This window comes from Serratia marcescens (genome assembly GCF_006715005.1).
Taxonomy (GTDB): domain Bacteria; phylum Pseudomonadota; class Gammaproteobacteria; order Enterobacterales; family Enterobacteriaceae; genus Serratia; species Serratia montpellierensis.
In genome coordinates this window covers 256,371-278,860 of record NZ_VFMJ01000001.1, presented here as the reverse complement: position 1 = coordinate 278,860, position 22,490 = coordinate 256,371, and the positions used below count along the sequence as shown (strand labels likewise).

16 protein-coding genes are annotated in these 22,490 nt (G+C 60.6%); 4 read left to right on the top strand and 12 right to left on the bottom strand.

What is annotated here, in order from left to right; genetic code table 11:
• Positions 1-9 precede the first annotated feature (9 nt).
• The 12 genes from recD to rppH form a co-directional block, all read right to left on the bottom strand.
• On the bottom strand, positions 10-1,860 hold the full coding sequence (gene recD, locus FHU12_RS01305; protein WP_141966944.1) for an exodeoxyribonuclease V subunit alpha: 1,851 nt from the start codon (positions 1,858-1,860) through the stop codon (positions 10-12).
• On the bottom strand, positions 1,857-5,408 hold the full coding sequence (recB, locus tag FHU12_RS01300) for an exodeoxyribonuclease V subunit beta (RefSeq protein ID WP_141966942.1): 3,552 nt from the start codon (positions 5,406-5,408) through the stop codon (positions 1,857-1,859). The genes recD and recB overlap by 4 nt, the downstream gene beginning before the upstream one ends.
• The gene (gene ptrA / locus FHU12_RS01295) at positions 5,405-8,293 is read right to left on the bottom strand and encodes a pitrilysin (protein WP_141966940.1); all 2,889 of its coding nucleotides are present in this window, start codon (positions 8,291-8,293) and stop codon (positions 5,405-5,407) included. Before ptrA ends, recB begins: the two co-directional genes overlap by 4 nt.
• Positions 8,294-8,524: 231 nt before the next feature.
• Complete coding sequence (gene recC, locus FHU12_RS01290) at positions 8,525-11,896, bottom strand: exodeoxyribonuclease V subunit gamma (RefSeq protein ID WP_141966938.1); 3,372 nt, start codon at positions 11,894-11,896, stop codon at positions 8,525-8,527.
• Between the two features lie 32 nt (positions 11,897-11,928).
• Positions 11,929-12,282, bottom strand: a complete 354-nt coding sequence (locus FHU12_RS01285) for a prepilin-type N-terminal cleavage/methylation domain-containing protein (protein ID WP_141966936.1) — start codon at positions 12,280-12,282, stop codon at positions 11,929-11,931.
• Positions 12,275-12,721 (bottom strand): YgdB family protein, encoded by a 447-nt coding sequence (locus FHU12_RS01280; RefSeq protein WP_141966934.1) that lies wholly within the window; start codon positions 12,719-12,721, stop codon positions 12,275-12,277. Before FHU12_RS01280 ends, FHU12_RS01285 begins: the two co-directional genes overlap by 8 nt.
• Positions 12,718-13,296, bottom strand: coding sequence for a prepilin peptidase-dependent protein (locus FHU12_RS01275; protein ID WP_141966932.1), 579 nt, complete (start codon positions 13,294-13,296; stop codon positions 12,718-12,720). Before FHU12_RS01275 ends, FHU12_RS01280 begins: the two co-directional genes overlap by 4 nt.
• On the bottom strand, positions 13,290-13,793 hold the full coding sequence (locus FHU12_RS01270) for a prepilin peptidase-dependent protein (RefSeq protein WP_141966930.1): 504 nt from the start codon (positions 13,791-13,793) through the stop codon (positions 13,290-13,292). The genes FHU12_RS01275 and FHU12_RS01270 overlap by 7 nt, the downstream gene beginning before the upstream one ends.
• Positions 13,794-13,967: 174 nt before the next feature.
• Positions 13,968-14,762: a thymidylate synthase gene (gene thyA, locus FHU12_RS01265; RefSeq protein WP_016929918.1), complete on the bottom strand. Its 795-nt coding sequence runs from the start codon at positions 14,760-14,762 to the stop codon at positions 13,968-13,970.
• A gap of 7 nt (positions 14,763-14,769) precedes the next feature.
• The gene (gene lgt, locus FHU12_RS01260) at positions 14,770-15,642 is read right to left on the bottom strand and encodes a prolipoprotein diacylglyceryl transferase (protein WP_016929919.1); all 873 of its coding nucleotides are present in this window, start codon (positions 15,640-15,642) and stop codon (positions 14,770-14,772) included.
• Positions 15,643-15,864: 222 nt separating this feature from the next.
• Complete coding sequence (ptsP, locus tag FHU12_RS01255; RefSeq protein ID WP_141966928.1) at positions 15,865-18,111, bottom strand: phosphoenolpyruvate--protein phosphotransferase; 2,247 nt, start codon at positions 18,109-18,111, stop codon at positions 15,865-15,867.
• Positions 18,112-18,123: 12 nt separating this feature from the next.
• The gene (rppH, locus tag FHU12_RS01250; RefSeq protein ID WP_004931849.1) at positions 18,124-18,651 is read right to left on the bottom strand and encodes an RNA pyrophosphohydrolase; all 528 of its coding nucleotides are present in this window, start codon (positions 18,649-18,651) and stop codon (positions 18,124-18,126) included.
• A 696-nt stretch (positions 18,652-19,347) separates the two neighbouring features.
• Here rppH and mutH point away from each other — a divergent pair.
• The 4 genes from mutH (at position 19,348) to FHU12_RS01225 (ending at position 22,472) form a co-directional block, all read left to right on the top strand.
• A complete protein-coding gene (gene mutH, locus FHU12_RS01240) occupies positions 19,348-20,034 on the top strand; it encodes a DNA mismatch repair endonuclease MutH (RefSeq protein WP_141966923.1) in 687 nt (228 codons plus the stop codon).
• A 100-nt stretch (positions 20,035-20,134) separates the two neighbouring features.
• Complete coding sequence (locus FHU12_RS01235; RefSeq protein WP_042785275.1) at positions 20,135-20,851, top strand: TerC family protein; 717 nt, start codon at positions 20,135-20,137, stop codon at positions 20,849-20,851.
• A 155-nt stretch (positions 20,852-21,006) separates the two neighbouring features.
• The gene (locus FHU12_RS01230) at positions 21,007-21,225 is read left to right on the top strand and encodes a YgdI/YgdR family lipoprotein (RefSeq protein ID WP_038878690.1); all 219 of its coding nucleotides are present in this window, start codon (positions 21,007-21,009) and stop codon (positions 21,223-21,225) included.
• A 206-nt stretch (positions 21,226-21,431) separates the two neighbouring features.
• Positions 21,432-22,472, top strand: coding sequence for an NADP(H)-dependent aldo-keto reductase (locus FHU12_RS01225; RefSeq protein ID WP_141966921.1), 1,041 nt, complete (start codon positions 21,432-21,434; stop codon positions 22,470-22,472).
• Positions 22,473-22,490: the final 18 nt, after the last annotated feature.

Sequence of the window (22,490 nt, the reverse complement as noted above, 5' to 3'; positions counted from 1 at the left end):
CGCTAACGCTTATTCCGTCGCCTGCAGCCGTTCAGCCAATCCGCTACGACGCTGAGTCGGCATGCGAATGGCCCGCAGCAACACCGCCTCCGTGGCATACAGCGAGAGCTGCTTACGCGCGCGAGTGATCGCGGTATAGACCAGCTCACGCGTCAGCACCGGCAGGAAGTGATTCGGCAACACCAGGACCGTATGGTCAAACTCCGATCCCTGAGATTTGTGCACCGTCATGGCATAGGCGGTTTCATGCGCCGGCAAACGGCTCGGCTGCACCGACTTGATGCTGCCGTCCGGCAGCTGGAAATGCACGCGCAGATCGCCGTGCTCATCCGGCAGCGTAATGCCGATATCCCCATTGAACAGCCCCAGCGCGCTGTCGTTGCGGCCGATCATCACCGGCCGCCCCTGGTACCAGCGGCCGAGCACGCCCGGTTTGCGGTCGATCAGACCGGCGCGCTGTAGCCCAAGCTCAATACGATCATTCAGGCCGGCGACGCCGAACGGCCCTTCACGCAGCGCGCACAGTACCTGAAAACGGCCAAAGGCCGCCAGCACCGCCGCCGCGTCCGCGCCTTCGGCGGTCAGCCGCAAATAGTCGCGATAGCCCGCCACGCAGGCATCCAACAGCGCCTGATACTCTTCACTCGTCGCCAGCGCAAAACCCGAAACATCGCCGAAACTGCCGTTTAATGCCGCCAGCGCGCGATCCCCCGCGCCGGCGTTGACCGCCAACGCCAGCTGGCCGATGCCGGAACGGGCATCGAAACGGTAGCTCTTGCGCAGCAGACACAGGCTGTCGCGCACCGCCGCTTCCGCGTCGGCCTGCCGCCCTTCGATCGAACAGCCGGTCAGGCGGCTCAGCTCTGCGGCACGCGCATCGCTGTATCCCTGCTCGGCAAAACGGCAAATATCTCCCAGCACCGCACCGGCCTCCACCGAGGCCAACTGATCGCGGTCGCCGAGGAAAATCACCCGCGCCCGATCGGGCAGCGCGGCAATCAGGCGCGCCATCATCGGCAGATCGACCATCGAGGCCTCATCCACCACCAGCACATCCAAATGCAGCCGGTTGCCACGGTGATAGCGCATGCGCTGACTGTTCGGTTGCGCTCCCAACAGACGGTGCAACGTCGCCGCCTCCGTCGGGAACAACGCCTGCTGCGCCGGGGTCAATGCCAGTTGACGGCTGGCGCTGCCAAGCGACTCCGTCAGGCGCGCCGCCGCCTTGCCGGTCGGCGCCGCCAGCTGGATGCGCAAGCGTTCGCCTTCATCCAGCTGCACCAGCGCCGCCAACAGCTTGGCGACGGTGGTGGTTTTACCGGTACCCGGTCCGCCGGAAATGACCGCGATGCGCCGCGTGGCGGCCACCGCAGCGGCGATCTTCTGCCAATCGGGTTCGTCGCTCGCCGCGCCGAACAAGCGGTCGAGAATGGTGCGAAGCTCAGCCTCCGGCACCGCCAGCGTCTCACCTTCGCCGCCGATAAACGCCGCCACTTCACCTTCGTTTTGCCACATGCGCTGCAGATACAGGCGCGGCCCGCGCAGTACCAGCGGCGTTGCGCCGCTGCCGTCCCCGACCGCCGCACTGGCCGCCAAACGCTGCTGCCAACGCGTGCTATCCGGCCGCCCGGCCGCCTCCCACACCGCCAGCGCCAGCGCCGGTTGGCGCCCTTCAAACAACGTGTCCGCCTGCAGCTGCTCCAGCATCAGGCAGACATGACCGGCCCCCGCCTCTGCGCTCAGGCAGGCGGCGGCCAGCAAAATATCAGGCTCGTCTTCGTTCGCCACCACGCGGGCGAACTGCACGTCCAGCGGGCGCAGCACGCCAAGCGCCACCGCCTGCTCCAGCAGTGCGATCATGATCCTTCCTCCGCCGCCGCCGCCTCACCGCTGAACAAGCGATCCATCCCCTCCACCAACTCAAACTCGGGGAGACAGGTGAAAATGCCATTGCCCGGGTGCGCCGCATCCACGCCGCGCAGGAACAGGTAAATCACCCCACCAAAATGGCGTCGGTAATCGTAATCCGGCAACCGATGACGCAGATAACGATGCAGCGCCAGCGTATACAGCTGGTATTGCAGATCGTAACGATGCTCCGCCATCGCCTGCTCCATCGCCGGCCGGGTATAGGCACCGCTGTCTTCCCCCAGCCAGTTGGACTTGTAGTCCAGCAGGTAGTACTTGCCCTGCCAGCAGAACACCAGGTCGATAAAGCCTTTCAGCATGCCCTGCACCTGATGAAAATCCAGCGCCGGACAGCGGGCGGAAAGCGGATCGTAACGCTTCACCAGGGCATCGAGCGCCTTCGCCTGCAACAGCCGGTTGATCGGCAAATAGAACTGTAGCTCGGCCTGCTTGTGCTGCGGCGTCAGCGCCGCCAGCGTCACGCCGCTGTCGTCGAGCGGCGTGTTGAGCAATACCCGCATCCACGCCAGCAAAATCGGCTGCCAATGTTCGGCGAACCCGTGCTGTTGCAATTGTGCCAGTAGCCACTGTTCGTCCAGCGGCTGAGTGAAGTCCAGCGTTTCAAACAGGCTGTGCAGGAAGGTGCCGGGCGTTGCGCCGCGCGGGAAGGTATGCGGTGTAAGCGCTGGCTCACTCTCATCCCCCCGCTCGCCCGCGGCGTCGACATCCAGACGCGGCAGCAGATCCTGCATCAGGCTCGCGCCATGCTGTTGTAAACCGGTATAGCTGGTCACCCGCCAAAAATCCTGGATCCGCCGGGTAAAACTTTTCGCCGCCAACGCTTCGGCCGACGCCGCCTGGGGCTGCCAGGGCGCCTCATCCGGCGGTTCCACCAGCGACAGCGCAATGCCGCCGCCCACCAATTGCTGCAGGCGTTCCTGCAGATACACAGCGTCTCCGGGCTGCCCACCCTGCACCAGATAACCCAATGCGCTGCGGTGCAGATCGGTATCGCCCTGCTTCTTGCGCGTGCCCTGGAACAACGGCGCAATGCCGATGCTGCAGTGATACACCGAGCGGGTCAGCGCCACGTACAGCAGACGCAGGTCTTCCGCTAACCGCTCCTCCTCCGCCCAGGCCTGGCTCTCTTCATTGGCGTCGAGATCCAGCAACGCCTGGAAACTGTGGCGATCGTGATACAGCGCCTGTTGCTGCTGGCGGAAGTTGCCGACGAACGGCAGCCACACCAGATCGAATTCCAGCCCCTTGGATTTGTGAATCGTGATCACCTTCACCAAATGCCGGTCGCTCTCCAGCCTCAGTTGCTGGTTGTCGGACTGGCGATTAGGCTGAGCAATCTGCTGCGCCAGCCAGCGCACCAGCGCATGCTCGCTGTCGAGCTGCGCCGCCGCTTCTTGCAACAGCTCCCCCAGATGCAGCACGTCGGTCAAGCGACGCTCGCCGCCGGCACTGGCCAGCAGGTTCTCCGCCAGCTGGCGCGCTTTCATCACCTCGCTCAGCATCGGCAACACGCCGCGGCGCAGCCAGAGCGTGCGGTAATTGTCGAATTCATTAACCAACGCGTCCCAGGCGCGTTCATCACGGCTCAGGCCGTCCAGCGTCGGCGCGTCCAGCCCCATCAGCCCGGTGGCCATGGCGCTGCGCAGCGTGCGCTCTTGTTCTGGCGCCAACACCGCCTGCAACAACCACAGCAGGTCTTTGGCCTCCGGGGTGTCGAACACGCTATCGCGGTTGGACAGATACACCGACGGAATAGAAAGCGCACTCAGCGCATCGCGCACCAACGCCGCCTCATTGCGGCTGCGCACCAGCACCGTGATGTCGGAGGCTTGTACCGGCCTTGGCTTCTTGCCGCCCTGCAGCCACGCCTGGCCCTGCTGCCCGGCGCTGAGCCAGTCGCGAATTTGCGTGGCGCACAGGCGCGCCATCAGCTGTTGGTAATCACTTACACCGGCGCCTTCCCCCTGCTGCAGCCAGAACTGCATCGCCGGTTGCGGCTTGCCGTGCAGGTCAAACGCCAGCCCTTGGTTCTTTTCCGCTGCGCTGACCTCGATAAAGGGGATTTGGCCGAACAGGAAAGGCTTTTCTACCTGAGAAAACAGCTGATTAACGCTGGCGACCATCGACGGCGACGAGCGCCAGTTGGTCTCCAGCGTATAGTGGGCGCTCACCTCTGAGCGCGCCCGCATGTAGGTAAAGATGTCGGCGCCGCGGAAGGCGTAAATCGCCTGCTTGGGATCGCCGATCAACAGCAGGCCGCAATCGGGCCGGCCGACGTAAAGCTTTTGGAAAATGCGGTATTGCTGTGGATCGGTATCCTGGAATTCATCGATCATCGCCACCGGGTAACGCTGGCGGATCGCCTGTGCCAGCTGTTCGCCGCCACCGCTTTGCAAGGCGCCGTCCAGTCGGCTGAGCAGGTCGTCAAACCCCAGCTCGGCACGCTGGCGCTTTTCTTGCTGAATGGAAGTGCGGATCTCGCTGAGCGCGCGCGCCATGATCAGGTCGCGCAGCGTCAAGGGTTCATCAAACAGCTCGTCGATCGCCGTGAACAGCGCATGCCGCGGCGGCTCGCCTTTCTTGGTCTTCTCCATCAGCACCGACTGGCGAAATTTATCCAGTTCCTTCGGCAGTTGGTAGTCCTGAGTCTCCTGCCCGCTCCATTCGCCGACCTTGTTCAGCCAGTTCGGCAGGTGTTTACTGCTGTAACTGCGCTTATCGACGCCGGACTGGGCGATCAACGCCTCCAGATCGCCCGCCACCGCACGCCATTGCGCCTTGATGGCATCGATGCGCGCGACGATCTGCTCGTGCCGCATCAGGACGGTTTCTTCGTCCTTTGGCGGCCGACGCAGCGCCGGCGCCTCACCGTGCAGATAGCCGGAAAGATCGGCCAGCAACGCTTCAGGGCCGCTCCACTCCTGGCTGACCGCTCGCGCCACGCCCAGCGGCAACGGATAGCAGTGGCGACGCCAGAAATCGGCACAGGCCTGCCGCCGCAGCGGCAGCTCGTCCTGCACCAGCGTTTGTTCAAACAGCATGCCGGACTCAAAGGCGTTGTGCGTCAACATTCGTTGGCAAAAGCCGTGAATGGTGTAGATCGCCGCTTCGTCCATCTGCCGCTCCGCCGCCAGCAGCTGCGATGCGGCGTCGGTCAAATCGTCAATTTCAGCCATCAGCGCCGAAAAAAGCGGGTTGGCGCTGACGCCCCGCACGCAGGCGATACGCAGCCCGTGAATATTGTCGCGGATACGTCCGCGCAGCTCCTCGGTGGCGGCCTCGGTAAAGGTCACCACCAGGATTTCTTCGACCGTCAGCGGGCGGGGAAACGCTGCTTCACCGCCCAACCCCAGCAGCAAACGCAAATACAGCGCGCCGATGGTAAAGGTTTTACCGGTGCCCGCCGACGCCTCGATCAGGCGTTCGCCGAACAGCGGTAACGTCAGCGGCTCCAGCCTCTGCGGGGCAACTTCCGTCATGGCGTCGCCACTTTGCGCGGCAGGATCTGCTGCAATGCAGACGCGTTCGGATAGGTAACCCAATCCTTAGGCGCCGCGTAATCCGCCTTGTCTTGCCCGCTGCCGCTCACCTGCGACAGCACCGCCAGCCCCTGCGGTTGGATCACCGCCTGGTGGAAATAATCCGCCAGCTTGGCCGGCGTCAGCTGTTGCACCTGCGCAATCAGCTTCTGACGGGTATCGAAGGCGAAATTGCCGCGATCGAAATCGTTGGCGAACCGGCTGGCTTCTTCGCTCAGGGTTTGCGGCCGCTGCTTCAGCTCATTGATGAGCGCCTGTTTGTACTGCTCAAAATCGGCCTCGCTCATTTCACGCAGGCGCTTCTCGGTTTTCGGGTAGAAATCCTGATAGCGCTGGTACAGGTAGGCCGGCTGCTTGCTGTTGCTCTGCAGCAGGAAGCCCACGCCCCACTGGCGCCCCACCGACATCGGGAAGGCGAAGACCGCATACCCCAATTGCTCCTGAGTGCGCAGCTGGCTGTAGAACCACGGCTGAATGATCTGCCCCAGCAGCGAGCTGTAGGCCATGCCGGTCACTTCGTCGTAGCCGGTCGGCACATAGACCGCCGCCAGCGCCGAGTCGGTGCTGCTGCCCACCTGTTGCAGGTTGGCCAGCTGATTCTTGTCCACCACCACGTCTTCGCCGTGCCACCATTCGATGCCGGTACAGCCCAGACGATGTTTCAGCGTCGACGCCAACGTGTCGACCTGCTGCTTGCTCATGTTGCCCACCACCAACAGCTCCGGCGTGGCCTCCGCCAACAGGCTGTCGCGATAAGCCAGCACGTCTTTCAGCGTCAGCGTCTTCAGCACTTCACGGCGCTCGCTACGTTCGGAATACGGCACGCGGGAAACCATCTGCACCGGCTGAATGGCCAGTTCAAACGCCTTGCCCTTCTCGGCGGCGTCCAACTGCTCCAGGTACCAGGACTTGGCCTGCGCCAGCTGATCTTCCGTCGGCGTGAAGCTGGAATAGCCCTCGATCAGCGCCGTCAGCAACTGCGGCAGGCGCTGGGTAAAACCGTTGGCGTTAAACATCAGGCCGTTGTTCGGCGACGTCGAGAAGCTCAGCCCACCGACCGATGCCTGATAGCTCAGCTGATCCAGTGCGAGGCCGGCCAGATAATCCGTCAGCGAGAACAGCACCTGGTTGCGCGCGGAATCCATGGTCTTGGCGTTGCGGAAAGCGACGGTGACGTCGGCCTTCGGCTCGTCGGCGAAGTAACGGCTCGGCATGTACAGCACGCGCAGGCCGGGTTTATCCACCACCATTTCCGGCTTTTTGAACTCGTGCGACGGTTTGGTCAGGGTGAAATCATCCGGAATGTACGGATTGAGCGCCGGCAACGACAGGGCAATGCCGCTGCCCAGCTGCTGCCACTGCGTAAAGCGCTGCGGCGTGATTTTGTCGACCTGGTAAGGCGCGTTGACGAAATAGGCCGTCTTGTTGTGCGGCTCATCGGGGCTGACGAACCAGATGCGCGCATTTTGCGGCGTCATGGCGTCCAGGCGTTCGGCAATCGCCTTAGGATCATAGCGATCGGCCAGGTAAGGCGCATCCAGCGCATGCTCAACCGGCACGCGCAGCATGGTGTCCACCAGCCATTCGATGTAGTCCATATCGCGCGTGATCGACGGATAACGGAAGTCCAGGTTCAGAACATGCGAGATTTCGTCGAAGTAGCTCTGCTTAATACCTTCGCTGCGCAGCATTTTCAGATAGTTGAAAATGGCGGCGACGACCTCGTCGCGTTTGGCCAGACCTTTGTCGGTCAGTGAAACGCTGATGGCGAAGACGCCGCCGTTGCGATCGACCATCGGATCCGCGCCGGCATTGATGGCGTCCGCCAGCCCTTGTTTCTGCAACCAGTCAGACAGGGTGTTTTTGCTGCGGTTGCCGATCAGGTAGCTGATGTAGGTATCGGTTTTGCTGCGAAACGCGGCGCTGTTGTTATCGATGCGGAACTCGACCTTCAGCTGCTTGCGCGGCTGTGCCGGCACATAGTGAATGATGATGCCCTGCTGTTCCGGCGTCACGGCCGGCACGGTGATCGGCGGCACGCTGGCGTCGTGATTCGGCACGCGGCCAAAGGTTTTCGCCGCAATATCAGCCAGCTGCGGCAGCGGCTGATTACCGTACAAAACGCCCATCATCAGGTTGGCGGAGTAGTAGCGTTTATAGAAGCCGGTCAGTTCATCATGCAACTTGCTGTCCGGCTTGTCTTTCAGCGTATCGAGATTACCGCCAGAGAAGCGCGCGCTCGGGTGCGCCGGGTTAAGGGTTTCCGCGCCGACCTGCGCCATGCGCATGCCGTCGCGCGAACGCGCCATCGTCAATTCGGCGTTCACCGCGTTGCGCTCACGATCGGCATTGCCCGGATCCAGCAGCGGCTCGGCAATGGCGTCGGCCATGCGATCGACCGCCGGCTCCAGCGCGTCATTTTCCACTTCCAGATAGAAGGCAGTGCGATAAGAGGCCGTGCTGGCGTTGTGGCTGCCGCCGTGCTTTTTCAGGAATTCGGAGAGGTTCTCCGGCTCTGGGTAACGTTTGGAGCCCATGAGCACCATATGCTCCAGATAGTGCGCCAAGCCCAGTTGGCTGTTCGGATCTTCGAGCGACCCGACCGGTAATGCCAGTGCCGCCAGCGATTTCGGTGCCTGGGCATCGGACACCAGCAACACCGTCATGCCGTTAGCCAACTTGATCGCCTCATACTGACGCGGATCGTGTTCGCTCTTGTTGATCTTCTCCGCCAGCGGTTGCCATCCTTGCGCGGCCCAACTCAACGGTGCCCAACACATAGCCAATAATACCAGCCCGGCGATACGGGCCAACTGTCTGCGCATATCCAAAATAAACCCCTATTCTGACGTCGCTACGCCCACTCCCTGACGTTGGCGACGTGCATCAAAACCACATAACCAAATCGGTACTCGCCGGGTTCTTCGCCAATGTGCGGCCCGAAACACGGCGGGTATATGCCTGTACGTTATGTAAGACCGGGAATTACCCCAATGGTTGAATATAACCTTTGTTATTTTTACCACCTCCCGCCGCACAGCACCACCGGGGGATTGTTACCCCAGGTTATGCCGCGCCACCGGCAACAGATAACGCTCTGTTTCGGCCAGAATTTGCGCCAAATATTCATTATCCAATTGGCGGAACACCCGCTGCACGTAGGGATCTTCCCCTTCTCCGGGAATGCGCTGATCGCCCTGCCAGGCCTGCAGCAATTTGGCGCGTGCCTTAATTTGCGCGTCTTCCTCCCAGTCGATTTGCTGCGTTTCCGGCAGATAACACTGACTCAACCATGCCCAGCCGCTCTTGTTCAGCAACAGCAACGGCTGACTCAGACCGCGCTGATAGCCCGCCAGCAGCTCCGCCAGCTGCGCCAGTGCTTCTTCTGGCGCCAGCGCGGCAAAGCGCCAGGCGGAGTTCTTGCGGCCATACATGCGGCTCTCGCCGGTGCCACCGGCACAGCAATACACCAGGTGCTCCAGCCACAGCAATATGCCGTCCACCGCCGACAGCGTAGCGGGCCGCCAGCGCAGCAGGCCGTCATCCTGCACCTGATGCAGCCAGCCGCTGAGACGTACGCCGGCGATATCGATATCCAGCTCAAGGCTATGGCTCTCTGCACGTTCCGCGCGCACCTGCTCGGCCAAATCGCTCATTTCTTCCTGCTGCTTTTGCCAATAGATTTCGCCGAAGGCGCCATAGGGCAAGCCGCCGGCGGCGCGTACCCGCTGGAACAACCGTTCGGGATCGTCGCCGTCGATTAGGGTATTCAGCAGTTGGCTATTGAACTGGTAGCGGCTGAGGTTATCCAGCGTGAAGGGCTCTTCGTCCGGCAGCTCGGTTTCTTCCAGGATAAAACTGACGCCCAAACGCAGCTGGAAGAAGGCGCGAACCGGATGGCGATAAAACCGCAGCAGCTCATCCAACGATATTTGCTGCAGCGCTTCGACGGGCAGCGGCTGGTTGAACGCCGGATGCGCCGCACCGCGACCATCGGCGGCAGGCAGCCACTCGGCGGCATAGCTTTGCTCCTCCGAGCCCGGCAAGAAATTCTCGGCAGCGAACGGCATGCGCGCATGCCACTTCAGCAAGTGCTCACCAACCCGCCGAGCGCTGTCGTCTGCGCTGAGTTCGTCATCTCCAGGCAGACAATAGCTTTGCTCCAGGTACTCCAGCAGCTCGGTGACCAGCACCGAAGGATAGCGCGGGCTGTTGTCCTGAATGGAACGGCCGATGAAGCTGATATACAGCCGCTGCTGAGCGGACAAAATCGCTTCCAGGAACAGATAGCGGTCGTCATCGCGACGGCTACGGTCGCCACGTTTGACCTGCTGCGCCATCAGATCGAACCCCAGCGGCGGCAGCGTGCGCGGATACACGCCGTCGTTCATGCCCAGCAGGCACACCACCTTGAACGGAATGGAACGCATCGGCATCAGCGTACAGAAGTTGATTTGCCCGGCGAGGAAGCGCTGACTGATGCGTTCCTGATCGAGGCGCGCCGCCAGATCGTCACGCAGAATGGTCAACGGCACCTCGTCGGGATAGCGCGCCGCCAGGCCAAAATTGATGGCCTGCTGCCACTGCTGTTCGATCAGCGCCAGCACGACTTCAGTGTCGCTATCCGCGGCGAAGAAGGCATCCAGCAGTTGCCGGCACAACGGCAGCCAAGCCTCGAGCGGGCGCGCTTCGCTCAAGATTTGCCGCCAGTGGCTGAGCTGCGCCAGCAGGTCTGCCAACTGCCCCGCCAACTCGGCGGCCAACCCGCTCGATTCGTCGTACGGTAAAATGCCCTGCCAATCGCCGGCATTGCTGTCCATCGCGTAGCCGAGCAACATGCGCGTAATGCCGAAGCGCCAGGTATGCTGGCCGGTAGCGGGCAGATCCAGTTCGCGCACGTTATCGTCGTCCAGGCCCCAGCGCACGCCGGATTCACCAACCCAGTGACGCAGCAGGCGCAGCCCCTCTTCGCCAATGGCGAAACGGGCGGCCAGGGCCGGCACTTCAAGCAGTGCCAGCACCTGTTCCGAGGTAAAGCGGCTTTGCGGCAGATCGAGCAGTGAAATGAACGCCTGCAGCGCCGGATGCGCCTGGCGCGCTTTACGGTCAGAAATGGCGAACGGCAGGTAGCGCTCGGCGGGGGCATTGCCGAACACCGCCTGAATGTAAGGCGTGTAGCTGTCGATATCCGCCACCATCACGATGATATCGCGCGGCGTCAACGACGGATCCTGCGCCAGCATGGTCAGCAGTTGATCGTGCAGCACCTCCACTTCCCGCTGCGGGCTGTGACAGGCGTGCAGGCTGAGGGAACGGTCATTCTCATCAAGCGGGCGTTTGCTGACGCTGCTTTCCAGCGTTTCTGCGGTAATACCGATCACCGCATGATCTTCCAACTCCAGCATGTCGCGCTGAACGGCGTGCAGCATGGTATCGGCCGGAATATCGACAAAAGCGTCGACCTCTTGCGCCCCTTCCATCTGCGACAGCAGATAGAGGTGATCGCGCCCCAGCTTACCCCAAGAGGCCAGCAGCGGGTTGCTGAGCTGCTGCTGACCTTCGGCGTCAAACAGGCGCGCCACGTCATCCGGCTCGCGGAACAGCCCCTGCTCACGAGCCTGGTGGTAGTGACGGCGTTTGCGACTCTGCAAGCGGGCCAGGAAAGCGTAGTCCTGAATGTCGCCCCAGTAATAACGACAGGGGTTGGTGAACATCAGGTGGATATCGATATGCCGTCCCAGCGCCTGCAGCGCCTCCAAATAGACCGGCGGCAACGCCGAGATGCCGCAGATAAACACCCGCGGCGGCAAACCGGGCGGGCACGCTTTTGCCTGCTCCAGCGCGTGGATAAAGCGGCTGTACAGATTGGCGCGGTGCCATTCCGGCTGCTCCAGCTCGCGCGTGTACTCAACCAGCCGCGCCCAGAGCGGCGCCTGCCATTGCTGAGCCTCCGCCAGACCGTCGATGCGCTCACCGCGCTGCCAACTCTCCAGCCACTGCGGGCGATAAACCAAGTATTGGTCAAACAGGTCGGCGACCCGGCCGGCCAGCTGATGAATCTTGCGCTTGTCGCCGTCATCGGTCAGATAGTGCTGCAGCGGCGCAAACGCCGGCTGGGTCAGCATCTCCGGCAGCAACCACATCAGCTTCCAGGTCATGGCGTCCTTGCTGAAGGCGCTCTCTTTCGGGATATCCGGCAACACCCGGGTGAACATGTCCCAAATAAAAGTCGCCGGCAGCGGAAACGCGACATTGGCGGCGATACCGAACTGTTCCGCCAGCTGCATTTGCAGCCATTGCGCCATACCGGGGCTCTGCACCAGCACCACTTCCTGTTGAAAAGGATCGGCCAACGGATCTCTGGCTATCAGCGTGCTGGTCAGCGTCTTCAATAAATCCAGCTGATTGGAATGATAAACCGTGAACATGAAGGCTCCTTTAAAACAAAAGACATACCGGATCAAAAACGGGCGCAATACCAGCGGCTCAGCGTTGCCCACTGCCGCTGCGGCGTTTGTACTCTGACCGTCAATCGGCGGCAATCATTCTCCGCATCGTCAAGCGCCGTCTCGCGTCGCCAATCTTCCGGCAGCGGTGCAGCCTCGAGCCGCCCGGTGACGGCGAACGCCTCCAACTGCTGGTGCGCCAGCGCCCACGCTTGCCGGTAGTGCCACTGGCGCTGAAACGACTGCAACAGCACCTGATGATACTGTAACAAGCCAAGCAGCGACACCGAGAACAGCAGGGCCGCCACCAATACCTCCGGCAGGCTGAAGCCGTTGCGGGATAGCCGCCCTGCGCGAGCGTTAGCCATCACAATCGGCCAGCCTTTTCTCGGGGCAAAAATCCAGCCGACCACCCTGCTGCGCTTGCACCTTGACAGCGGCCTCTGCATCGTCAAACGCGCCCCATTGATACAGCCAAAGCGGCTCACCGCCGCGCATCTCACCAAGGCCGCGGACCGTCACAACGCCCGCTCTGGCTGACAGCCGGGCACAGGCAGTCAGTTCCGCGCGTTGCCTGCATAACCAGGCCGCCGCACTCAGCTCGGCGCGCGGCCATCGCTGGCTCATGCCCCAGCTCAGCGCCGAAGCGGCCTGATTGTAAGCCTGAAGATAACGCTGCTGATCAGCGGCCAGTAACAGCGCGTTATCCAACTGCCGATGCTGAGCATTGAGCAACATCAGCCCCAGCGCCAACAGCAACATCACCGCCGCCAGGGTGCTACCGCCTCGCTGGGTTCGCCGGTTCATGGCAGCGCCGCCATTTCGACGCTCCCGCTCAGGCTGCGCCTGATACGCGTATCACTGGCGGAGCGCCCCGCCAGCGTCAGGCGAGCCAAGGTCGCACCGTGCTCGCCCCGCTCTATCGCCACATGAAACCGCTCAATGCGTACTTCGTCATGATCGAGTAGCCGCTCCCAGCCACCGCCATCGCATTGGCTCACGCCGCGCTGCCCTTCCAAGCCGCCATTGCGCAGCCGATACCCGAAATAGCCCGCATCCTCACCCGACGTGAGCCATTGCCCGCTGCGAGCGATGTCGTAGGCGACGATAACGCAGCTGCCCGCCGCTTCTCCCGATGCCTGGCCGATCAGCAGTGGACGGCCGGCGCACTGCCCGGCGCAAAAACCGGCGCGGCGTAGATCTTTCTCAATGCCGAACGCCAACTGCCGCAGCGTTGACTCCAGCCGAACGTGCTGACCGACGGCCACGCTTTGCTGGCGCAACAGCGGGTAAGTTTTCGCCGCGCCGAGTGCGATCACGCTGCCGAACACCAACGCCAACATCACCTCCGGCAAGGTAAAACCGCGTTCTAAAGTCAACATAGCGCCATGCCCCTGAGCCGCTGCCCTTCGCTGCACAAACGCAGCCGCCCACGGGCGGACAGCACCAGCCGCAGGCTGCCTGCGTCGTTGCTGAGAAGAATGTGCCCCGCCTGCGCGGTATTGCGCAAACCGTAAAATCCGATCTCTTTGTCGGTATAACCGCTCAGCGCAACGTCGCGATAAAACGGCGAAAAAACGGAGCCTTCGGCTGAACCGCAATCCGGCGGCGGCACGCCACCGCCCAGACACCAGGGCGTGCCGTTCTTGAACCACAGCAGCGTCGTGCGGTTACGCCAGTTGGCGTCCGCCTGCAATCGCAGCAAAAACGCCAGCAGCTGTTGGGCCGTGTGTTCCAACCGCAGCGCTTGCTGATGATAGCGCCATTGCCCGACGCCCCAGCCGGTAAGCATGCCGGCGATCAATATCGCCGCCAACAGCTCAATCAGCGTCATGCCACGCTGGCGGTCATCAATGTTCGAGAGAGTCTTGTCGTTCATGCCGCCAGTGTAAGGGCCGTAACAACGCGGTAAAGGCGCATGCGCAAGCGCTGCGGCAAGTTGCGCAATGTTTTCTTTACGACGACAGGCGACGACAAAAAAATGCGGCGCAGTGCGCAATGAGGATAAAAAAAGGGGCGCAATCGCTGCGCCCCTGGTGTGATGCGGTTAAGGTCAGATCGCGACCGGCGCCTTGATGGCCGGATGCGGATCGTAACCTTCGATCTCGAAGTCTTCGAAACGGTAATCGAACAGCGAAGCCGGCTTGCGTTTGATCACCAGTTTTGGCAACGGACGCGGTTCACGCGTCAGCTGCAGCTGCGTCTGTTCCATGTGGTTGCTGTACAGGTGGGTATCGCCGCCGGTCCAGACGAAATCACCCACTTCCAGATCGCACTGCTGCGCCATCATGTGCACCAACAGCGCATAGCTGGCGATGTTGAACGGCAGGCCGAGGAAGACGTCGCAGGAACGCTGGTACAGCTGGCAAGAGAGCTTGCCGTCCGCCACGTAAAACTGGAAGAACGCGTGGCACGGCGCCAGCGCCATCTGGTCCAGCTCACCGACATTCCAGGCGGAAACGATGATGCGGCGCGAATCCGGATCCTGCTTCAGCTGTTGGAGCACGTTGCTCAGCTGATCGATCTGACGACCGTCCGCCGCGCCCCAGGCACGCCACTGCTTGCCGTATACCGGGCCGAGATCGCCGTTTTCATCGGCCCACTCGTCCCAAATGGTGACCTTGTTGTCACGCAGGTAGGCGATGTTGGTATCGCCGTTCAGGAACCACAACAGCTCATGAATGATCGAACGCAGGTGACATTTTTTGGTGGTCACCAACGGGAAGCCTTCCTGCAAATTGAAACGCATCTGGTGGCCGAAAATCGACAACGTGCCAGTGCCGGTACGGTCGGCTTTAGGGGTGCCCTCGGCGAGCACCTTGTTCATCAAATCCAGATACTGTTTCATTTGTCCCTCACGACAGTTGTTGCTGCGGGCGACGACGATACGCCCAAATCATCATAATAATACCGGCCACCACCATCGGGATGGACAGGATCTGCCCCATGCTGATCACGCCATCGAACAGGCCAAGCTGGGCATCCGGCTGGCGGAACGCTTCGACGATGATGCGGAATGCGCCATAACCGATCAGGAACAGACCCGATACGGCCCCCATCGGCCGCGGTTTGCGGATGAACAGGTTCAGAATGATAAACAGCACCACGCCTTCCAGCAGCAGTTCATACAGCTGGGACGGGTGGCGCGGCAGTACGCCGTACTGGTTCAGCAGCGGCAGCAGAGAAGGATCGGCGGCGGCGAGGGCCACGTCTTCGCTGCGCGAACTAGGGAACAGCATCGCCCAAGGGGTGTCAGTGGTCACGCGGCCCCACAGTTCACCGTTGATAAAGTTGCCGAGGCGGCCGGCACCCAAACCAAACGGGATCAATGGCGCGATAAAATCAGAAACCTGGAAGAAGGTGCGTTTGGTGCGGCGAGCGAACCAGAACATCACCAGAATCACCCCCATCAAGCCACCGTGGAACGACATGCCGCCATCCCAGACCTTGAACAGATAGAGCGGGTTATCCAGGAACAGCGGCAAGTTGTAGAACAGCACATAGCCTACGCGGCCGCCGACGAATACGCCCAGGAAACCGGCGTAGAGCAGGTTTTCCACTTCGTCTTTGGTCCAGCCGCTGCCCGGCTTGTTGGCGCGGCGTACCGCCAGCCACATAGCAAAAACGAAGCCGACCAGGTACATCAAGCCGTACCAATGCAAAGAAACCGGGCCAATGGAGAAAATGACCGGATCAAATTTAGGAAACGCCAGATAGCTATTGCTCATCTATCACCACAACATGTCTGTTATTTTTCCCCATGCGGGGGCGGCAGGTGCCAAGCGGCGACGGACATTACCCCACGCCTTGCAAACGGCAGCATTGGCCGCTGCGGTGTGCAAGGCGACGAGCATGCGCCGCGCTGAGGTTGCGCATCATAACATAGGCTTAGCGCGGTCCGGTCCGGCAGGGCGGGAAAAGTTCTGTAAAAAAATCACACCGCGCGGCGGCTATCGGCCCCCGCGGATCAGCCCACCCATGCCGCGTCGTTCCATAAACGCCGCCACCAGATGGCGCACTTCGGTGGTCATCTGGGTGTTCAACACCCGCTGCGCCAACGTTTCGGCGTCGGCAAGGTCTATATGCCGCAGCAGGTATTTGATACGTGCCACGCTACGGCCATTCATGCTCAGATTACGATAGCCCATGCCCACCAGCAACAGCGCGCCCATGGGATCGCCGGCCAGTTCACCGCAGAGGCTAAGCTGCAACCCGGCCGCTTTCCCCTGCTCGGCGATCAATCTCAGCACCTGCAACATCGCGGGATGCAAACTGTCATACAGCGAGGCAACCCGGGTGTTGTTGCGATCCACCGCCAGCAGGTACTGGGTCAAGTCGTTAGTGCCAACCGAGATGAAATCAACGCGCTCGGTCAAATGCGGGATCAGGAAAATCATCGACGGCACTTCCAGCATCACGCCGATTTTCGGTTTCGGGATCGCGTAGCCGAGCACCTCTTCCACCTCGCGCCCGGCCCGGTCAATCAGGCGTTTAGCCTCGTCGACCTCTTCGAGGCTGGTGACCATCGGCAGCAGAATGCCCAGGTTGCCGGTGCCGGCGTTGGCGCGCAGCATCGCGCGCACCTGAATCAAAAAGATCTCCGGCTGATCCAGGGTGATGCGAATACCGCGCCAGCCCAGGCAGGGGTTCTCTTCGCTGATCGGCATATAGGGCAGCTGCTTGTCAGCGCCGATGTCCAGGGTGCGCAGCGTGACCGGCTTGCTCGGGTAAAGCTGCAGCATGCCCTGGTACTGCGCGACCTGCTCTTCTTCGGAAGGGAAGCCGCTTTGCAACATGAACGGGATTTCGGTGCGGTATAGCCCCACGCCATCCACCCGGCCGCCCAACAGCTGTTCATGTTCCGGGCTGAGGCCGGCATTCAGCATCACCTGAATGCGCTCGCCGCTTTTCAACTGCGCCGGCTGCTCGACGTCGTCTTCCGCCAGCTTGCTCAGCTCCAGCTCTTCGCTGATCAGCCGTTGATATTCCTGCACCAGTACCGGCTCAGGATCGACCAGCAGTTCACCGCGATAACCGTCGACGATCAGCAGCCGCTGGCTAAGCAGAGAAGGCTGAATGTCGGCGCCCATCACCGTCGGCACCCCCATCGCCCGCACCAAAATCGCCGCATGTGAGTTGGCGGCACCGTCGCGCACCACCACGCCGACCAGGCGATCCTGCGGCACTTCGGCCAGCAATGTCGCAGTCAGCTCATCCGCCACCAGCACAAAACGCGCCGGCCACTGGGTAGCGCCCTGGGTGGTATCGTCGAGGTGGAACAGCAGGCGCTGGCCCAGCGCGCGCAGGTCGCTGCCGCGCTCGCGCATGTAGGTGTCCTGCAGTTTGGCAAACTGCTCGGCAAAGGCTTCTATCACCTGTTTCACCGCCCATTCCGCCACCGAACCGTTGTCGATTTCGGCGAACAGTTCGCGCTTGAGGCGGGCATCGTTTAACAGGTGAGAATAAAGATCGAAGATCGCCGCGCTCTCTTTTTGCGAACTGGCGGCAAAACGCTTGCTGAAGCGGCGAAATTCAGCGCCGGCCTCTTCCAAGGCCAACGTCAGGCGTTCGCGCTCGCTGGCGGTGTCCAGCGTCGACGCGCGGTAAACCTGATCGAGCGAAGGCTGGCTGCTGTCCTGCCACCCTTCCGCCACCGCCACGCCGGGCGAGGCCGCCAGCGCGCGCACGCGCGTTTGGCGGTACTGGCCGAAAATGGCGTTGAGCTGCGACTGTGACAGGATCCCGGCCATCTGCGTGGCCAGAGTGACCATGAAAGACTCTTCGCTTTCGTCGAACTGGCGCAGCTCGCGCTGCTGCACCACCAGCACGCCCAGCAGCTGGCGCCGATGAATGATCGGCACCCCGAGGAAGGATCGAAAACGATCCTCTTTCACCTGCGGAACGTATTTGAAACTGGGGTGGCTTTGGGCATCGGCCAGGTTGATAGGCTCGGCCCGGCGGCCGACCAACCCGACGACGCCTTCGTCAAACGCCAATGCGATAGTGCGCCCGCGCGGCTTTTTCAGCCCGCGCGTGGCCATCAGGTAATAACAGCGGCGATCGTTGTCCGCCAGGTAGATGGAACACACTTCGGTATCCATCGCCAGACAGGTTTCATTGACCAGCAGATCCAGCGCATCCGTCAGACTGGCCGCCGCGGCCACCTTCTCTACAATTTCTCGCAAGCGCGTGAACATAGTCGGCTTAACTTAACCTCTCTTTCGGCGATAAGCGGGGGCCTGCCGAGGTGCCGCCTGCTCTTGCATCGGCATCACGGTCACGGCGAATTCTTTCATCACCCGGCGGTAGACGTCGCGTTTAAACGACACCACCTGGCGCACCGGATACCAGAAGCTCACCCAGCGCCAACCGTCGAACTCCGGCGTGCTGCTGCGCTGCATATTGATATCAGCGTCATTGCACAGTAGCTGCAACAAAAACCATTTTTGCTTTTGGCCGATACAAACCGGCTTTGTGTCCCAACGCACCAAACGTTTCGGCAATTTATAGCGCAACCAGTTGCGGGTCGAAGCCAGGATGCGCACATCCTTTTTACTCAGCCCCACTTCTTCGAACAGCTCACGGTACATCGCCTGCTCCGCAGTTTCGCCAGGGTTAATCCCACCTTGGGGAAACTGCCAGGAGTGCTGACCGTAACGGCGGGCCCATAAGACCTGCCCCTGACGATTACAGATTACGATACCAACATTCGGGCGGTAGCCATCATCATCGATCACCGGACTACCTCGATAAGCTTAAATTCGCATAGATGTCCTGATTGTTTCACACAAGCTACAGGCGGTAAACCACTGCTTTACGGCGCTGCGGGCCGGATAACATTGGGATAACTCACAGATATAGGCAAAGTTATAAACATACCCCAGCCTTTCAGGCCGGTTTTATTCACTTTTTCTGTGGATAGGTGTGTGCAGAACTCGAGGGATAAGCCGGTAAAACTCTTAAACCCCAAAATCCCCCTCCAACCCAGAAAATCAACATTAACTTTAAAAACAAACAATTAATTAATACCACGCCGTTATGTACAGGGTAAAAATGTGATCTATGCACGGTAAGGATCTTTCCCTGGCGAAAGATCCATCAATGCCGTTTTTATCCACAGATTATCCGAGCAAGTTACGCACAAAACGGACAAATTCGTAAAAAACCGCCCGAGTCAAGGCTGTAAATTGAACCAGTGATCGGTAAAAATTTGGGTTATCCCATAAATCTGTGGATAAATAGGTGTAAGATCCTGTTTATTGTCGGTGGCTTCAGGTGAACAAGCCCCGCCAGTGCATTGCCTACCACGCAAGGAAAGGAAAAAAGTCATGTAAAATCATGCTACTATTATTCTTTTCCCCAGGCGATGACGGTTATCGTTCGCCGTGCATAATTGCAGTACGTTTTTCAACCAAATTCGACAGGCTTGATTTATGGCGTTTTTATCCCCTTTGCCGCCCCCGCCGGAAAATGAACGGCAGCTGTTCGAGCGCGCTCAGGCGCTGGCCGGCGCCAGCTTTGGCGAGCTGGCCGCCCGCGCGCAGTTGCCGATCCCCAAGGATCTGAAACGCGATAAGGGCTGGGTGGGCATGCTGCTGGAGCTGTACCTCGGCGCCATGGCCGGCAGCAAACCAGAGCAGGACTTTCCCGAACTGGGCATTGAGCTGAAAACCATTCCTGTCGACGCCGCCGGCAAACCGCTGGAAACCACTTTTGTCTGCGTCGCCCCGCTCACCGGCAACAGCGGCGTCACCTGGGTCAGCAGCCACGTTCGCCACAAGTTGGCGCGCGTCTTGTGGATACCGGTAGAAGGCGAGCGGCAGATCCCGCTGGCCGAACGCCGCGTCGGCTCGCCGCTGCTGTGGAGCCCGAGCGCCACAGAAGAAGAGAGTCTGCGCCGCGATTGGGAAGAGTTGATGGATCTGATCGTACTCGGCCACGTAGAACGCATCACCGCGCGCCACGGCGAAGTGCTGCAGCTGCGCCCCAAAGCAGCCAACAGCAAGGCGCTCACCGAAGCCATCGGCGAACAGGGGCAACCTATCATGACGCTGCCGCGCGGTTTCTATCTGAAAAAGGGTTTTACCGGCGCGCTGCTGGCAAGACATTTCTCAATCTAAGCGATTTCGTTTAACTCTGGTTTAGCTAGCCCTGTCAGCGCCGCGATAAACGCGTATAATTCACGCTTTGCATTTATTAAGTATTAAGGTGTACCGGGCAATGTTCGAATGGATTATGGATCCCAATGCCTGGTTAGCGTTAGGTACGCTAACCATTCTTGAGATCGTACTGGGTATTGATAACATCATTTTTCTGTCGCTGGTGGTGGCCAAGCTGCCCAAAGCGCAACAGAACAAAGCTCGCCGGCTCGGTCTGGCCGCCGCCATGATTATGCGTCTGGCGCTGTTGGCCTCCATCGCCTGGGTGATCCGCTTGACGCACCCGCTGTTTACCGTGCTGGATCACGCCATTTCCGCCCGCGATCTGATCCTGCTGCTGGGGGGGCTGTTCCTGATCTGGAAAGCCAGCAAAGAGATCCACGAAACCATCGAAGGCACGGAAGAAGAGCACCACACCAAGGTACACAGCTTCTTTGGCGCGATCGTACAGATCATGCTGCTGGATATTATCTTCAGTCTGGACTCGGTGATTACCGCCGTGGGTCTTTCCGACCATCTGTTCATCATGATGGCGGCAGTGGTGATCGCCGTCGGCGTGATGATGTTCGCCGCCCGGCCGATCGGCGAGTTCGTCAATCGCCATCCGTCGGTGAAAATGCTGGCGCTGGCGTTCCTGATCCTGGTGGGCTTCACGCTGATGTTGGAAAGTTTCCAGGTGCACGTGCCGAAAGGCTACATCTACTTCGCCATGTTCTTCTCCATGTCGGTAGAAGCGCTCAATCTGATGCGCAGCAAGAAAAACCGCTCGCCGGAATAACCCTACCTGGAAGCCGCCATCGGCGGCTTCCATCGCTTCGTTGACCTCTCATTTCCCTTTTTCTTATCAGATAAAGACTTATCTGAGCCCCCCCTCGCCGAGAGTTTGCTAATCTTGAAATAACAACGTTTTCTGCATAATCGAGGATCCGCAGGATGAAAAAGTGGGTAATGGCAGTGTCTGCGCTGGTGATGGTGGCCGGCCTGGCGGGATGTTCCAGCGACTACGTGATGGCGACCAAAGACGGCAACATGATCCTGACGCAAGGCAAACCGGAAATCGACAAAGACACCGGCCTCATCAGCTATAAAGACGAGAAAGGCAACCACCGCCAGATCAACGGCGATCAGGTTTCCCAGGTTATCGAACGCTAATCACCGCCCGCCGGCTATCGCCCGCTCGAGCGCGGTAGCCCTCATTCGTGTCCGCACGGAATCCGCTTCCCCCATCTTCACCGCTTGGTTATAGTCAGGAAAGGCGACATCGCCGCCCGACGGACTTTGCGCCGTCTTCTGACATTGGGCTCCTGTTTCACCGGGCCGCACGGCCCGTCAGCGCTAACAAGAAAGGAAGGCCGTTAATGCAATACCACCGTATTCCCCACAGTTCTTTAGAAGTGAGCGTGCTGGGACTGGGCACCATGACCTTTGGCGAACAGAACAGCGAAGCCGACGCCCATGCGCAACTGGACTATGCATTGGCCGCAGGCGTGAACCTGATAGACACCGCAGAACTGTACCCGGTGCCGCCCCGCCCGGAAACCCAGGGCCTGACCGAAAGCTATATCGGCAGCTGGATCAAGGCGCGCGGCAATCGCGAAAAAATCGTCCTGGCCAGCAAAGTCTCGGGCCCGGTGCGCGGTACCGACAGCAGTATCCGCCCGCAGCAGGCGCTCGATCGCAAAAACATCCGCGCCGCGCTGGACGCCAGCCTCAAGCGTCTGAACACCGATTACCTCGATCTTTACCAACTGCACTGGCCGCAGCGCGCCACCAACTGCTTTGGCAAACTCAACTATCAATACACCGATGACAAAGCCACGGTCACGCTGTTGGAAACGCTGGAGGCGCTGACCGAGCAGGTGCGCGCCGGCAAGATTCGCTATATCGGGGTTTCCAATGAAACGCCCTGGGGCGTGATGCGCTACCTGCAGCTGGCGGAGAAACACGAGCTGCCGCGCATCGTGTCGATTCAAAACCCGTACAGCCTGCTGAACCGCAGCTTTGAGATTGGCCTGGCCGAGATCAGCCAGCACGAAGGGGTGGAACTGCTGGCCTATTCCAGTCTGGCGTTCGGTACTCTGAGCGGTAAATACCTCAACGGCGCTAAACCGGCCGGTGCGCGCAATACGCTATTCACCCGCTTCAACCGTTATTCAGGGCAGCAAACCCAGCTGGCGATCGCCGAGTACGTGGCGCTGGCCAAAAAACACGGGCTGGATCCTTCGCAGATGGCGTTGGCCTTCGTGCGTCAACAGCCGTTCGTCGCCAGCACTCTGCTGGGCGCCACCACGGTGGAGCAGTTGAAAATCAACCTCGACAGCCTCAATGTGGTATTGGATGAGGACGTGCTGCAGGCGCTGGAAGAGATCCATACCCGGTTTACCATTCCGGCACCTTAATACAGGCGGGGCGCAGCC